Raw genomic sequence first — 15,243 nt, 5'->3', positions numbered from 1 at the left:
CCATCACCGGGGAGTCATCCGGAAGAACGCGGCACCCGTCGGGGGTCGTCAGTAGAACCGGACGGGTTCGGGACCGTCATCATCCCCGACGCAGAGTGGTCACGAACAGGCGGTCGCGCCGGTCCGAGGCAAGCGAGGTGGTACCGCGGAGCGCAGGCTCCGTCCTCGTGGTCCAGTTCCACCGACCTCCAGGAGCCATCCGGTGCGTTACCCCCTGAACCGCGAGTCCCCGAACGGCGACGTGTCCACGAGCGGTGCGGGCGTGAACCCGTCCCCGTCCTTCCCCGCGGTCGAGCGGGGGATCCTCGCCTTCTGGAAGGGCGACGACACGTTCCGCGCGTCCATCGCCGAGCGCGAGGGCTGTGACGAGTGGACCTTCTACGACGGCCCGCCGTTCGCGAACGGCCTGCCGCACTACGGGCACCTGCTGACCGGCTACGCCAAGGACGTCTTCCCGCGCTACCAGACCATGCGCGGCAAGCAGGTGCACCGTCGCTTCGGCTGGGACACCCACGGGCTGCCCGCTGAGCTCGAGGCGATGCGCCAGCTCGGCATCACCGAGAAGCACGAGATCGACGCCATGGGCATCGACGTCTTCAACGCGGCCGCTCGCCGGTCGGTGCTGCAGTACACCGACGAGTGGCAGCAGTACGTCACCCGGCAGGCGCGCTGGGTCGACTTCGAGGACGACTACAAGACGCTCGACGTCACCTACATGGAGAGCGTCCTGTGGGCGTGGAAGACCCTGTGGGACAAGGGCCTGGCGTACGAGGGCTTCCGGGTCCTGCCGTACTGCTGGAACGACCAGACGCCGCTGTCGAACCACGAGCTGCGCATGGACGACGACGTCTACAAGATGCGCCAGGACCAGTCCGTGACGGTCTCGTTCCCGCTCACCGGTGCACGTGCACAGGAACTCGGACTCGACGGCGTCCGTGCCCTCGCCTGGACCACGACCCCGTGGACGCTGCCGACGAACGCCGCGCTCGCGGTCGGTCCGGCGATCGCGTATGCGGTCCTGCCGGCCGGGCCGGGAGGCGCGGCTGACGGGTCCGACGCCGGTTCCGTCTCCTACCTGCTCGCGGCCGACACGGTCGCCGCGCACGCCAAGGACCTCGGGTACGCCTCAGCGGAGGAGGCCGTGGGCGCCGTCACGCGGACGATCGAGGGCCGGGAGCTCGACGGCGTCACCTACGAACGCCTGTTCGACTTCCTCGCGGAGACCGAGGGCATGGAGAACGCCTGGAAGGTCCTGGTCGCCGAGTACGTCGAGACCGGCGAGGGCACCGGCATCGTGCACCAGGCCCCGGCCTACGGTGCGGACGACCAGGAGGTCTGTGCGGCCGCCGGCATCCCCGTGGTGCTCTCGCTCGACGAGGGCGGTGTCTTCACGTCGCAGTTCCCGCTCGTCGCCGGACAGCTCTGGATGGACGCCAACAAGCCGCTGACGAAGGCCGTCCGCGACGCCGGCCGACTGCTCCGCCAGGCGTCCTACGAGCACAGCTACCCGCACTGCTGGCGCTGCCGCAAGCCCCTGATCTACAAGGCCGTCTCGTCGTGGTTCGTCCGGGTGACCGACCTCCGCGACCGCATGGGCGAGCTCAACCAGGACGTCAACTGGGTGCCGGACAACGTCAAGGACGGGCAGTTCGGCAAGTGGGTCGGCAACGCCATCGACTGGTCGGTGTCCCGCAACCGGTACTTCGGCACGCCGATCCCGGTGTGGCAGTCCGACGACCCCGAGTACCCGCGCACCGACGTGTACGGCTCGCTCGCGGACATCGAGCGCGACTTCGGGCGGCTGCCGCTGAACGCCGAGGGACAGGTGGACCTGCACCGTCCGTTCATCGACGACCTGACCCGTCCGAACCCGGACGACCCGACGGGTGCGTCCACCATGCGACGGATCACCGACGTGTTCGACGTCTGGTTCGACTCCGGGTCGATGCCCTACGCACAGGTGCACTACCCGTTCGAGAACGCCGAGTGGTTCGACGCACACAACCCGGCGGACTTCATCGTCGAGTACATTGGGCAGACCCGCGGCTGGTTCTACGTCATGCACGTGCTCTCCACCGCGCTGTTCGACCGGCCGGCGTACACGAACGTCATCAGCCACGGCATCGTCCTGGGCTCCGACGGCCAGAAGATGTCGAAGAGCCTGCGGAACTACCCGGACGTGTCCGAGGTCTTCGACCGCGACGGCGCCGACGCGATGCGCTGGTTCCTGATGTCCTCGTCGGTGATCCGCGGTGGCAACCTCGTGGTCACCGAAGAGGGCATCCGCCAGGGTGTCCGCGAGTTCCTGCTGCCGCTGTGGTCGACGTACTACTTCTTCACCCTGTACGCGAACGCGTCGGGGGAGTCGGGCTACCAGGCTGCCCGCAGCACCGCGAGCACCGACGTGCTCGACCGGTACCTCCTCGCGAAGACCCGCGTGCTCGTGGCCGACGTGACGACGCACCTCGACGCGCTCGACACCCCGCTCGCCGCGCAGGCGATCCGCGACTTCGCCGACGTGCTCACCAACTGGTACGTCCGCCGGTCGCGGGACAAGTTCTGGGCCGGTGCGGAGACCTCCGCGGAGGCCCGTGCCGCGTTCGACACGCTGTTCACGGTCCTCGAGACCCTCGCCCGGGTGGCGGCGCCGCTGGCACCGCTCGTGACCGAGGAGGTCTGGAAGGGCCTGACCGGTGACCGCAGCGTCCACCTGACCGACTGGCCGGACGCGTCCGAGTTCCCCGCGGACGACGCCCTCGTCGACGCGATGGACCGCGTGCGGGACGTCGCCTCGAAGGGGCTCGCGCTCCGCAAGTCGACCGGTAAGCGCGTCCGGCTGCCGCTCGCGACGCTGACGCTCGTCGTGCCGGACCCCGCATCGGTCGAGCCGTTCGCGGACATCCTGCGCGACGAGCTCAACGTCAAGCGGGTCGTGCTGGAGGCGCAGGCCGAGGAGTCCCTGGCGCAGTACGGCATCGAGCGGAAGCTCACCGTGAACGCCCGCGCCGCGGGCCCCCGCATCGGCAAGGCCGTGCAGCAGGTCATCCCGGCCGCGAAGAAGGGCGACTGGACCGCGACCGAGACCGGCGTCACCGTCGGTGGCATCGACCTGGTCGAGGGTGAGTTCACGCTCGACCTCACCGTGGCCGACACGTCGAAGGCCGTGGCGTTCCTGGACGGCGGCGGGTTCGTCGTCCTCGACACCGTCACCACGCCGGAGCTCGAGGCCGAGGGCATCGCCCGCGACGTCGTCCGTGCCGTGCAGCAGGCCCGTCGCGACGCCGGTCTCGATGTCGGCGACCGCATCGACCTGACGCTCCGTGCGGACGAGACGGCCGCTGCCGCGATCGGCGTGCACGAGACGCTCATCGCGAACGAGACCCTCGCCAGCGGAGTACAGGTCGTGCCGACGACGTTCGGCCAGGACGAGGACACCGTCGCGGTCGGCGACGGAGCGAAGGTGACCGTGGAGGTCCAGCGCGCATGAGCGACAGCAACGAGTACGACGCCCCGGCGGACGACGCGGACGGGATCGAGGCCGAGCCCGTCGAGATCCCCGTCGGCCCGACCGGTGACACTGCTCCCGGCGAGGAACTGCCGTACGGCGGGGACGACGACGAGGTCCGGCGGGTCGAGGCGGCGCTCATGGCCCGGATCGGTGAACAGTCGCCCGAGCACCGCCTGACCGCGACCCGACGTGCCGTCGAGCTCCTCGGCGACCCGCACCTGGCGTACCCGGTCATCCACATCACGGGGACGAACGGCAAGACGTCGACCGCCCGGATGACCGAGAGCATCGTCCGTGCCCACGGTCTGCGCACCGGGCTCATGACCAGCCCGCACCTGGTGTCGATCCGGGAGCGCATCGTCATCGACGGCGAGCCGATCGAGCCGAGCCGGTTCGTCGAGAACTGGGACGACATCACCCCGATCCTCGAGATGACCGATGCCGAGCTCACCGCCAAGGGCGAACTGCCGCTGACGTTCTTCGAGGCGCTGACCGTCCTGGCGCTGGCGTGCTTCGCCGAGGCGCCCGTCGACGTCGCCGTGATCGAGGTCGGCATGGGCGGCGAGTGGGACTCCACCAACGTGGTGCAGAGCCAGGTGCAGGTCTTCACCCCTATCGCCATCGACCACGCGAAGCAGCTCGGCAACACGGTCGCCGAGATCGCGCGCACGAAGTCCGGGATCATCAAGCCGTCCTCGTCCGTGGTCACGTCGGCCCAGGTGCCCGAGGCGCTCGCCGAACTCGAGCGGGCCGCCGAACTCACCGAGTCGACGCTGGCGGTCGAGGGAACCCGCTTCCGGGTGACCAGCGACACCCCGGCGGTCGGCGGGCAGCTGATCAGCGTGCAGGGCATCGCCGGGACCTACGACGACCTGTTCGTGCCGCTGTTCGGCGCCCACCAGGCGCACAACGCGGCGGTCGCGATCGCCGCGGTCGAGTCGTTCCTCGGCCGGGGCAGCCAGGCACTCGACGAGGACGTCCTCAGTGAGGGGTTGGCCAACGCGACGAGCCCTGGCCGGCTACAGCCGATCGCGACCGGTCCGACCGTCGTCGTCGACGCAGCGCACAACCCGCACGGCGCGAAGGCACTCGCCGACGCGTTGCCCGTGGCGTTCCCGTCCGGACACGTCGTCGGCGTCGTCGGGATCCTCCGCGACAAGGACGCCCGCGGGTTCGTCCGTGCCCTCAAGGACACCGTCGCGACCTTCGTCGTGACGCAGCCGCCGGGGGAGCGGGCACTCGACGCCGACGAGTTCGCCCGGCTCGTCGTCGACGAGGTCGGCAACGACCGGGTCGTCGTCGAACCGTCGCTCGCCGGCGCCCTGCAGGAGGCCCGTGACCTGGCCGACGACGCCGACGCCGAGGACGCGATGGTCCTGGTCGCTGGCTCGATCGTGATGGTGGGTGCCGTCATGGAGATGGTCCACCGCGAAGGCGGAACGAAGTGACGGACGCACCACGGGCCTCCCGTCCGCCCCGCACGCCCCGGATGCGACGTCCGCGTCGGGACCGCGGGGCACGCGAGAGCCTGCTGTCGATCACCCTCGTGCTCGAGGCGATCATGTTCTTCTTCCCGATGCTCGTCGTCTACGGCAAGCACACCCTGCCGGCCGGACTGGCCTTCGGCGGTGGCATCGCCGCGATCGTCATCCTGGCCCTGGCGTCCCGACTGACCGGCTCCCGTGCCGGTGTATGGTTCGGGTGGCTGCTGCAGGCGGCCATCCTCGCCACCGGGTTCATCGAGCCCTTCATGGTCGTGGTGGGCGTGGTGTTCCTGGCGCTGTGGGTGTTCTGCTTCGTCAAGGGCGGTCAGCTCGACCGTCAGAACGCCGCCCGCCGAGCCGCACTCGGCGAGGACTGACCCACCACCACCTCGAACCGCAGGGAGTCCCGCTGTGTCCGAACTCGAAGAGACCCTCGTCCTCGTCAAGCCCGACGGCGTCGCCCGCCAGCTCACCGGCGAGATCCTCCGCCGCATCGAGGCGAAGGGCTACGAGATCGTCGACCTGAAGATGCTGACCGCGCCGCGCGACCTGCTCGACAGCCACTACGAAGAGCACCAGGGCAAGCCGTTCTTCGAGCCGCTCGTCGAGTTCATGCAGTCCGGTCCGCTCGTCGCCGTGCGCGTCGCGGGCAACGGCGTCATCGCCGGGTTCCGCTCGCTCGCCGGGACCACCGACCCGACCTCGGCCGCACCCGGCACCATCCGTGGTGACCTGGGCCGCGACTGGGGCCTCAAGGTCCAGCAGAACCTGGTGCACGGCTCGGACTCGGCGGAGTCCGCTGCACGCGAACTCGGACTCTGGTTCGCCTGATCCGGTACGACGAAGGCCCCCGCACTCTCGAGTGCGGGGGCCTTCGTCGTCGTGCCGGCGACTACTCGCCGGAGCCGCCGTTCTGCTCCACGAAGGCGGCGAAGGCCTGGGCGTCGGACCAGGCGTTGGTGCCGGTGCCGTTGTACTGCTTGCCGTTCACGAGGACGGTGGGCGTCCCGGTCAGCTTCGGCAGGTCGGAGTTCGGCAGGGGCTCGGTGAGCGCACGGTTCGTGGCGTCGGCTACCCAGCCGGCGAACCGCTGGTCGGTGATGCAGGACTGCACCTGCGCGTTCGTCGCGCCGGCCTTCTCCGCGATGTCGGCGAGCTTGTCGTTCGTCAGACCGCGGGTGTTCTCCGACGGCTGGTTCTCGTAGAAGGCGCTGTTGACGTCGAGGAACGCGTCGGGATCGTAGTTCGCGACACAGGCGGCCGCGGCGGCCGAGCGGGTCGAGTACTTCGAGCCGAGCGAGGCGCGGTCGAGCAGGTTGAACGGGCGCACCTCGAGCGTGGCGGTGCCGTCCTGCACCCACTGCTTGATCTGGGACATGTTGCCCGTCTCGAACTGGTTGCAGATCGGGCACATGTAGTCCTCGTACACGGTGATGTTCGCGACCGAGTCGTCCTGCTTCGTGGCCGTCGGCTTCCCGCCCTCGGGGATGCCCTTCGTCTCGACCGGGACGATCTTGCCGTCCTGCCCCGTGAGCACGATGCCGTCGCTCGCCATGTTCTTCGGTCCGGGCCCGACGGGCTGGATCGAGTTCGCGACCACGAGCACGACGATCGCGACGACCGCGAGCGACGCCACGATGATGCCGCTGATCAGGAACGTCTTGTTCCGACGTCGGCGGGCCTGCTCCTTCTGGCGGGCCTCGCGGGCACGCTCACGCGCGGCGTTGCGGCGCGCCTTCTTGCTCTCGTTGTCGCTCATCGGGATCGAGCGTAACGGCTCCGACCGCCGGGACCGGGCCCCGGTGCTGGGAAGACCCCAGGAATCAGGTGACACGTCACCACTGGAGCTGGGTTGCGGGGGTCACAGGGTCGTGAGGACCGTCGGGAACTTCACGAGGATCACCACGACGATGAACAGGTAGTTCGCGAGCGGGAACGCCCAGCAGAAGGGCAGCAGCGCGCGTCCGACACGACGGGCGCCGTTGCCGAAGGGCAGGTTCCCCTTGGCGAGGTTCCAGATCGTGAAGATCCAGAACAGCGGGATCGTCATCGCCCAGACGAGCATGCACCAGAGGCAGAGGTAACCGATGAACCAGACGGTCTGCGTGAACAGCCAGGTCACGAAGACCCAGGCCAGGAACACGCCGGCGTTGAAGAGCGTCCAGAACCACTTCGTCCCGCGGAAGCCCGCAAGGAGCACCACGCCGACCGCGATCGGGGCGACGAACCCCATCATGCCGAGCAGTGGGTTCGGGAAGCCGAACAGGTGCCCCTGCCAGGTCGTCATCACGTTCGAGCAGTTGAGGAACGGACTGACGTCGCACGTCAGCACTTTCTCCGGGTTCTCGTACTTCGCGAACTCGTCCAGGACCAGACTGAAGGCCGCGTAGAGCCCGACCACGCCGGTGACGAGCAGCAGGATCGCGACGGCGACGGGGCGGCGGGGAGCGACAGGCGTGGAACTCACGGCGTCATCTTCGCACGGGGCTCCCGGCGTTCTCCGTGACCGCGTGCGATGATGGGGGAGTCACCCGGCCGATCCGGGCGACGACGAGAACTTGCCGGGCCACCGCCCGGACGTGATGGTGTTGTGACAGAGCACCGTGACCGGACGACGCGTCACCTCCGACGCCGAGCCGCCGTGAGCCGGGTGCCCACGACGACCGGGCGTGGACGAGACGCCGGATCGGTCACTGACAGCAGCGAGCGCGGGGGCGGAGTCGCCGCCCGCACCGATACGAGAGAATTCCCGCCACCCACCGGGTGCGTGCGGGGTCGAGGAGTGCACCAGTCCATGGTGGAGCAGAACGAGAACCAGAACCAGAACACCGACGACGCGCCGAAGCGCCGGACCCGCCTCTTCGGCGGCCGTCGCGCTCGGTCCGGCGGCCTGGAGGCGCCTGACCCGTCCGACACGTCGACCGACGCCGTCGAGACGGTCGGGTCCGACGAGCAGGTCGAGCCCGACCGGTCGTCCGACGTGGTCGAGGCGCTCGACGTCGCGGACACGGTCGACGCCTCCGACGGTGCCGACGTGAGCGACACCGCCGACGTCACCGACACGGCAGAGGCCGACGTCACCGACACGGCAGAGGCCGACGTGAGCGACACGACCGAGGTCGAGCAGTCGCCGGACCCGGAGACCGTCGAGGTCGTGGTCGACACCGCGACCGGCACGGTCTCCGTCGTGGTGGAACCCGCCTCGGGTGCGGGAACCGCGCCGGAGGACGTCAGCACCCTGACCGGTGACCTGCCGGCCGTCGGCCAGGGCGGGGTCGAGACGCAAGGCACGACGGACGCGAGCGATGTACCGGACGCGCGACGGGCCTCCCGTCCGGACGAGGCACCGGCACCGGCACCGGCACCGCCCGAGCCGTTCGTGCCGAAGGCCACGAGCACGCTCAGCCTGATCTTCCACGCCCCGGTGCTGCCGGAGCTGCCCGCCCGAACCGATCACGACCGTGACCGGAGCGACCGGTACGACCGTTCGGACCGAGCCGAGCGCTCGGGACGCGGCTCCCGCTCCGGCCGGAGCGACCGGTACGACCGTTCGGACCGGTACGACCGTTCCGACCGTGACGACCGCGACGACCGTCCGGAGCGCGACGAGCGCACCGACCGGGTCGACCGCCCCGACCGTTCCGACCGTTGGGACGACGAGGACCGCGACGAGCAGGGTGGCAGCCGCCGCCGCACCCGCCGCCGGGGGAGCAGCAGCGACCGTGAGCAGGCCGAACCGCGTCGCCGCGAGCCCGAGCTCATCACCGAGCCGCAGCGCATCAAGGGCTCCACGCGGCTCGAGGCCAAGAAGCAGCGCCGTCGTGACGGCCGTGACGCCGGACGTCGTCGCCAGGTCGTGACCGAGGACGAGTTCCTCGCGCGCCGCGAGAGCGTCGACCGCCAGATGATCGTGCGGTCGAGCTCCTCGACCATCGAGATCGGCGTGCTCGAGGACGGCGTCCTCGCCGAGCACTACGTCACGAAGTCGCAGAACGTCTCGCTCATCGGGAACGTCTACCTCGGCAAGGTGCAGAACGTCCTGCCGTCGATGGAGGCCGCGTTCGTCGACATCGGCCGCGGTCGCAACGCCGTCCTGTACGCCGGCGAGGTCGACTGGAACTCGGTCGACACCAGCCACGGTCGTCGCATCGAGGCTGCCCTCAAGCCGGGCGACAAGGTCCTCGTGCAGGTCACGAAGGACCCGGTCGGCCACAAGGGCGCGCGCCTCACCAGCCAGGTGTCCCTGCCGGGCCGCTACCTGGTCTACGTGCCCAACGGCTCGATGAACGGCATCTCCCGCAAGCTGCCGGACACCGAGCGTGCCCGTCTCAAGAAGATCCTCAAGGAGGTCCTCCCCGAGCACGCCGGCGTCATCGTGCGCACGGCCGCCGAGGGTGCCACCGAGGACCAGCTGACGCGCGACGTGCAGCGCCTCACCAGCCAGTGGGAGGCCATCGAGAAGAAGGTCCAGAGCGGCCAGGCGCCGGTCATGCTGCACTCCGAGCCGGACCTGCTGGTGAAGATCGTCCGCGACGTCTTCAACGAGGACTTCACGAAGCTCATCATCGACGGCGAGTCCGCTCGACAGACCATCGACGAGTACCTCAGTGCGGTCGCGCCGGACCTCAAGGACCGGGTCGAGCTCTACCAGGGCCCGGACTCGTTCGAGGAGCACCGGATCAACGAGCAGATCGAGAAGGCCCTGGACCGCAAGGTCTGGCTGCCCTCCGGTGGTTCGCTCGTGATCGACCGCACCGAGGCCATGACGGTCGTCGACGTCAACACCGGGAAGTTCGTCGGCTCCGGGGGCAACCTCGAGGAGACCGTCACGAAGAACAACCTCGAGGCCGCGGAAGAGCTCGTCCGCCAGCTCCGTCTGCGGGACATCGGCGGCATCATCGTCGTCGACTTCATCGACATGGTGCTCGAGGAGAACCGGGACCTCGTGCTCCGTCGCCTCATGGAGTGCCTGAGCCGCGACCGGACGAAGCACCAGGTGGCCGAGGTCACCTCGCTCGGCCTCGTGCAGATGACCCGCAAGAAGATCGGTGTCGGACTGCGCGAGTCGCTCGACGAGGTCAACGCGCAGGTCAACGACAACAACGCGGACCCGGGGCCGACCAAGGGCCGCCGCAAGGCCCGTGGCGGCAACGGCAACGGTGGAGGCACGAACGGCAACGCCGTCGTTGCCGAGTCGAAGTCGTCGCAGGCGCACCAGATCACCGACGACGTCAAGCACGCGTTGTCGCGGATCGCCGCGTCGACCATCCCGCACGAGCAGTCCGACGTGCCGGTCACCGGCGTCGCCGGTGCCGCGTCGCCGGTCACGGCGGCGTCGCCGACGTCGCCGGTCGCCCCCGCGGCCGAGGCGCCGAGTGAGCCCACCGGTGGCTCGAAGCGTCGTCGCCGCCGTGGCAGCCGGGCCGGTGACGCGCAGCAGGTGTCGAGCGACGCACAGCAGGTGTCGAGTGACGCGCAGCAGGCGTCGGGTGACGCGCAGCAGGGGTCTGCCGAGCAGCACACGTCGCTCGCGACGCCCGCCCCGGAGACGGTGCTCCCGGCGACGACGACGGGTGTCCACACGCGGTCCACGCGTGCGGAGTCGGCACCGGCGCAGCCGGCCGCGGCTGTCGCTGAGCAGCCAGCCGCCGAGGTCGCACCGAAGGAACGTCCCGCCGGTCGCCGTCGGGTCAGCTCGTCGGCCCCGGTGACGCCGGCCGACACCACCGTCGCCATCCTCGACATCCCGGTCGGCGTCGCCAAGCGCGAGCCGCGTCGGGTGAGCGAGGAAGCGGCGGAGTCCCTCCTCGACTCGGTGCTGCAGGCGCTGCCGGAGCCGAAGCAGCCCGGCCAGGGTCGTGCGCGTTCGCGTCGCGTGTCGTCGGGGAGCATCAGCGCCCCGGCGAACCCGACGGCCACCGAGGACGACGGCACCGTCATCCTCGGGCAGTGATGTGACGGACGAGCAGCGTCCGGCTGGTCGTGACCCGGTACCGGGTCACGACCAGCGCCGGACGGGCTGGGGAGCCGTGCCTCCGCCGGCGGCGCCCCCGCTGGGTCCGGTCGGTCCTGGTCGGGCCGGTTCGGGTCAGGCTGGTCCTGGTCCTGGTCCTGGTCCTGGTCGGGCCGGTCCTGGTCGGGCCGATGTGCCTGGCGCCACGTCCGTCCTCGCGCCCGGGGTCTCCATCGTCGCCACGACGGGCGCGGCCATCACCGTGGTCAGCGTCGTCCTGGTCGAGTTCCTGGCGGGCCTGATCGGGCTGCTCGGCACGAGCACGATCGTCGGCCCCTTCCGGAGCCACGGTGGGACGAGCCTGATCGAGGCCTTCGTGCAGAACGTCTTCGTCGCGCGTTCCCCGTTCGCCCTCGCGGCCTTCCTGGCGCTGGCCTTCCTGGCGCCGGTGGTGCCGCGTGCCCCGCTGCCCGTCGTGCTCCTGCGGACCGTCCTGGCGGGTGCTGCGGGCACCGTGGCACTCGCCCTGGTCGGCACCGTCACCGCGGTCCACGACGCCGTCCAGCAGGGGAGCGTGGGGCAGGGGCTCGGACGTCTGCTCGTCGACGTCGTCACCACGCCGTTGCAACTCGGGCTGCCGATGACCCTGATGCTGCTGGGGTCGGCGTCGGCCGCGTGGCTGTGGCTCGGCCGGCATCCGCGCTGACGTCCCGCGACACGCCCGTGTGTGCCCTCCCGGAGACGGATCCGGCCGACGTTCCCGATGCCGCGGTCAGCCCTGGTCGCGCGCCGTCTTCCGCTTGTCGCGCTGCGGCACACGCAGTCCGCTGGCGATGAGGCGCAGCACCAGCTCGCGCCCGGTCACCGGGGCGGCCCCGGAGGCCACGAGTTCGGCGTACCGGTCCTGCGGCACGTCGTAGTGGTCGTGGTCGAAGGCGCGCCGTGGGACCCCTGCCCGGTCGGCGAAGGCGTGCAGCTCGTCGTAGGATGAGTCACTGACCAGGTGTGACCAGAGCGTGTCGTGTGCGGGCCAGGCCGGGGGATCGATCAACACGGTCATCCCCCCATGGTACGTGTGTCGGCGTTTGACCCGCCTGGTCGGATCGAGTATTCTCGATCCCTGGTGTCAGCGGGCCGTTCTGCCTGCGTCGCCGATCGTCCCGGGGCAACCCAGGACGCTCGCGCAGAAGTGGGCACCCGAGACTTCCCTCAAGCAGAGTTACGTAAGGATTCCACGTGGTTTACGCAGTAGTGCGCGCCGGCGGCCGTCAGGAGAAGGTCGAGGTCGGCTCGATCATCACCATCGACCGCATCAAGGCCGACGACAATGGCAACATCGACCTCGCGCCGGTGCTCCTCGTGGACGGGGACAAGATCACCTCCGCCGCGTCCGAGCTCGCGAACGTGACGGTCACCGCCGAGGTCCTGGCCGACCTCCGCGGCCCGAAGGTCGTCATCCAGAAGTTCAAGAACAAGACCGGTTACAAGAAGCGCCAGGGCTTCCGCGCGGATCTCACGCGCGTCAAGGTCACCAAGATCGCATAAGGCGGGAGCAGAGACATGGCACACAAGAAGGGTGCGAGTTCCACTCGCAACGGTCGCGACTCGAACGCACAGCGCCTCGGCGTGAAGCGCTTCGGTGGCGAGGTCGTCAACGCCGGTGAGATCATCATCCGCCAGCGCGGCACGCACTTCCACCCGGGCGCCAACGTCGGCCGCGGTGGCGACGACACGCTGTTCGCCCTCTCGGCCGGTTCGGTCGAGTTCGGCACCAAGGGTGGCCGCAAGGTCATCAACATCGTCAACGCGTAGTCGCTGACGATCAGCTTCAGCGGGAGGGGCAGGCCGTGTGCCTGCCCCTCTTCTGCATTTCCCGAACACCTACAGGAGTGACCCCATGGCGACGTTCGTCGACCGCGTGACGCTGCACCTCACGGCAGGCAACGGCGGCAACGGCTGCGTGTCCGTCCGTCGCGAGAAGTTCAAGCCCCTCGCGGGCCCCGACGGCGGCAACGGCGGTGACGGCGGCGACATCGTCCTCGTCTCCGACCCGCAGGTCACCACCCTGCTCGGGTACCACCGCTCACCGCACCGATCCAGCCGCAACGGTCAGCCCGGCATGGGCGACCACCGCAGCGGGGTCAGCGGTGACACGCTCGAACTCCCTGTCCCCGTCGGCACGGTCGTGTACGACGAGAACGGCGACGTGCTCGCGGACCTCACCGAGCCGGGCATCCGCGTGGTCGTCGGCCCCGGCGGCCAGGGTGGCCTCGGCAACGCCGCGCTCGCCACCACCAAGCGCAAGGCCCCCGGCTTCGCGCTCCTCGGCACCGACGGGTGGAGCGGCGACGTCAGCCTCGAGCTGAAGACCATCGCGGACATCGCCCTGGTCGGGTACCCGAGCGCCGGCAAGTCGTCGTTGATCGCCGCGATCTCGGCCGCCAAGCCGAAGATCGCCGACTACCCGTTCACGACGCTGACCCCGAACCTCGGCGTCGTCGAGTCAGGCAGCACGCGCTTCACCGTCGCCGACGTCCCGGGTCTGATCGAGGGCGCGTCCGAGGGCAAGGGGCTCGGTCTCGAGTTCCTCCGTCACGTGGAGCGCTGCGAAGCCCTGCTGCACGTGATCGACTGCGCCACGCTCGACGTCGGCCGTGACCCGATCAGCGACCTCGACGTGATCCTCCGCGAACTCGAGCAGTACCCGGTCCCCGAGGGGCAGGTCCCGCTGCTCGACCGCCCCCAGCTCATCGCGCTCAACAAGATCGACGTGCCCGACGCCGCGGAACTCGCCGCGTTCGTGACCGCCGAGTTCGAGTCGCGCGGCTACCGCGTGTTCCCGATCTCCACCGCGTCGCACAAGGGCCTGCGTGAGCTCACCTTCGCCCTGGCCGACGTCGTCGAGCAGGCCCGTGCCGAGCGGGCCGCCGAGCCCGAGGTCGAGCGCATCGTGCTCCGTCCGAAGGCCGTCAACGAGAAGCCGTTCACGGTGCGTGCCGAGGGCGGCGAGGAGCACCGCTTCTACCGGGTCCGTGGCGCGAAGCCGGAGCGCTGGGTGCAGCAGACCGACTTCACCAACGAAGAGGCGATCGGCTATCTGGCCGACCGGCTCGCCAAGCTCGGGGTGGAGGACGGCCTGTTCAAGGCCGGAGCCGTCGCCGGGTCCACCGTGGTCATCGGTGGCGACGGCGGCATGATCTTCGACTGGGAGCCGACCCTGACCTCCACCGCGGAGCTCATCACCAGTGCTCGTGGGACGGACTCCCGGCTCGACCTCAACGCCCGACCGACGCGCAACGAGCGTCGATCGGACTACTTCGAGCGGATGGACGGCAAGGCCGCCGCACGTGCCGAGCTCGAGCAGGAGCGGATCGCCGGTCTGTGGGCGGACGACGACGACGCCGAGTCCGACCCGGTCGAGCCGGCGACGTCCGAGCGCGACTGAGCGCCGTGGTCGGACCGAACACCGTCGCGGAGCGCGCGGACATCCCGCGCGCCCGGCGGATCGTGGTCAAGGTCGGCTCGTCCTCGGTCAGCGGGGACAACGCGTCGCAGATCGGCCCGCTCGTCGACGCCCTGGTCGGCGCGTACCGCCGTGGGACCGAGGTCGTCCTGGTGTCCTCCGGCGCCATCGCCACCGGCTTCCCGTTCCTGGGGCTCGAGGGACGGCCGGAGGACCTCGCCACGCAGCAGGCCGCCGCCGCGACCGGGCAGGCGGTGCTGGTCTTCCGGTACCAGAAGGAACTCGACCGGCACGGGGTCACGGCGGCGCAGGTCCTGCTCACCGCGGGTGACCTGCAGAACCCGACGCACCGGGTGAACGCGCGGCGGGCGATGAACCGGCTGCTCGAACTCCGGGTGCTCCCGATCGTCAACGAGAACGACACGGTCGCCACCCACGAGATCCGGTTCGGCGACAACGACCGGCTCGCAGCGCTCGTCGCCCGGCAGGTCGAGGCGGACGCCCTGGTGCTGCTGTCCGACGTCGAGGCCCTGTACACGAAGCCGCCGGAGCAGCCGGGCGCCACCCGCATCGACGAGGTCCCGTTCGGCGACGAGCTCGCGGGTGTCACCTTCGGCTCGATCGGCGCAGCGGGGGTCGGTACCGGGGGAGCCGGCACGAAGGTCGCGGCCGCCCGCCTCGCGGCCGAGGCCGGCACGTCCGTGCTCGTCACGGCGACGGCCCTCGTCGAGCGCGCGCTCGGTGGAGAGCACGTCGGTACCTGGTTCCGGGCCGCACCACGCGCCTGACCGGGGCGACCTGTCGGACGGGAGGCACGCCTCCCGTCACAGAGGCG

At 70.2% G+C, this 15,243-nt stretch carries 13 protein-coding genes; 10 read left to right on the top strand and 3 right to left on the bottom strand.

Annotated features, from left to right (window positions below):
* The first annotated feature begins 202 nt into the window (after window positions 1–202).
* The 4 genes from ileS to ndk are packed head-to-tail and all read left to right on the top strand — an operon-like array spanning window position 203 to window position 5,823.
* Window positions 203–3,487 carry an isoleucine--tRNA ligase gene (gene ileS / locus DEJ24_RS11975; protein ID WP_181436595.1) on the top strand — a complete coding sequence of 1,095 codons (3,285 nt, stop codon included), beginning with the start codon at window positions 203–205 and terminating at the stop codon, window positions 3,485–3,487.
* Entirely contained in the window at window positions 3,484–4,956 is a 1,473-nt protein-coding gene (locus DEJ24_RS11970) for a folylpolyglutamate synthase/dihydrofolate synthase family protein (RefSeq protein WP_111078809.1), read from the top strand. The genes ileS and DEJ24_RS11970 overlap by 4 nt, the downstream gene beginning before the upstream one ends.
* The gene (locus DEJ24_RS11965; RefSeq protein WP_146240699.1) at window positions 4,953–5,369 is read left to right on the top strand and encodes a DUF4233 domain-containing protein; all 417 of its coding nucleotides are present in this window, start codon (window positions 4,953–4,955) and stop codon (window positions 5,367–5,369) included. Before DEJ24_RS11970 ends, DEJ24_RS11965 begins: the two co-directional genes overlap by 4 nt.
* Before the next feature lie 34 nt (window positions 5,370–5,403).
* Window positions 5,404–5,823: a nucleoside-diphosphate kinase gene (gene ndk / locus DEJ24_RS11960; protein ID WP_110903983.1), complete on the top strand. Its 420-nt coding sequence runs from the start codon at window positions 5,404–5,406 to the stop codon at window positions 5,821–5,823.
* A gap of 61 nt (window positions 5,824–5,884) precedes the next feature.
* On the opposite strand, the gene DEJ24_RS11955 is transcribed toward ndk, so the two are convergent.
* Together DEJ24_RS11955 and DEJ24_RS11950 are read right to left on the bottom strand one after the other, a co-directional pair.
* Complete coding sequence (locus DEJ24_RS11955; protein ID WP_111078808.1) at window positions 5,885–6,751, bottom strand: thioredoxin domain-containing protein; 867 nt, start codon at window positions 6,749–6,751, stop codon at window positions 5,885–5,887.
* 102 nt (window positions 6,752–6,853) lie between these two features.
* Complete coding sequence (locus tag DEJ24_RS11950) at window positions 6,854–7,459, bottom strand: vitamin K epoxide reductase family protein (protein WP_111078807.1); 606 nt, start codon at window positions 7,457–7,459, stop codon at window positions 6,854–6,856.
* 327 nt (window positions 7,460–7,786) lie between these two features.
* Between DEJ24_RS11950 and DEJ24_RS11945 the strand changes: the two genes are divergently transcribed.
* Window positions 7,787–10,945: an Rne/Rng family ribonuclease gene (locus tag DEJ24_RS11945; RefSeq protein ID WP_111078806.1), complete on the top strand. Its 3,159-nt coding sequence runs from the start codon at window positions 7,787–7,789 to the stop codon at window positions 10,943–10,945.
* 193 nt (window positions 10,946–11,138) lie between these two features.
* On the top strand, window positions 11,139–11,651 hold the full coding sequence (locus tag DEJ24_RS11940) for a hypothetical protein (RefSeq protein WP_111078805.1): 513 nt from the start codon (window positions 11,139–11,141) through the stop codon (window positions 11,649–11,651).
* A gap of 66 nt (window positions 11,652–11,717) precedes the next feature.
* Here the strand turns inward: DEJ24_RS11940 and DEJ24_RS11935 are convergent, their stop codons facing one another.
* The gene (locus tag DEJ24_RS11935) at window positions 11,718–12,005 is read right to left on the bottom strand and encodes a DUF4031 domain-containing protein (protein ID WP_110903979.1); all 288 of its coding nucleotides are present in this window, start codon (window positions 12,003–12,005) and stop codon (window positions 11,718–11,720) included.
* Window positions 12,006–12,181: 176 nt separating this feature from the next.
* Here DEJ24_RS11935 and rplU point away from each other — a divergent pair, with 176 nt between their 5' ends.
* The 4 genes from rplU to proB all read left to right on the top strand — a co-directional run bounded on the left by rplU (window position 12,182) and on the right by proB (window position 15,196).
* The gene (rplU, locus tag DEJ24_RS11930) at window positions 12,182–12,490 is read left to right on the top strand and encodes a 50S ribosomal protein L21 (RefSeq protein WP_110903978.1); all 309 of its coding nucleotides are present in this window, start codon (window positions 12,182–12,184) and stop codon (window positions 12,488–12,490) included.
* 15 nt (window positions 12,491–12,505) lie between these two features.
* Window positions 12,506–12,757, top strand: coding sequence for a 50S ribosomal protein L27 (rpmA, locus tag DEJ24_RS11925; protein ID WP_071257351.1), 252 nt, complete (start codon window positions 12,506–12,508; stop codon window positions 12,755–12,757).
* An 85-nt stretch (window positions 12,758–12,842) separates the two neighbouring features.
* Entirely contained in the window at window positions 12,843–14,390 is a 1,548-nt protein-coding gene (obgE, locus tag DEJ24_RS11920) for a GTPase ObgE (protein WP_111078804.1), read from the top strand.
* 5 nt (window positions 14,391–14,395) lie between these two features.
* Window positions 14,396–15,196, top strand: a complete 801-nt coding sequence (gene proB, locus DEJ24_RS11915; protein ID WP_111078851.1) for a glutamate 5-kinase — start codon at window positions 14,396–14,398, stop codon at window positions 15,194–15,196.
* The last annotated feature ends 47 nt before the right edge of the window (window positions 15,197–15,243 follow it).

Source organism: Curtobacterium sp. MCPF17_001 (genome assembly GCF_003234615.1).
GTDB lineage: Bacteria > Actinomycetota > Actinomycetes > Actinomycetales > Microbacteriaceae > Curtobacterium.
The sequence above is the reverse complement of the archived record's forward strand: the minus strand, read 5'-3'. Positions and strand labels throughout refer to the sequence as shown.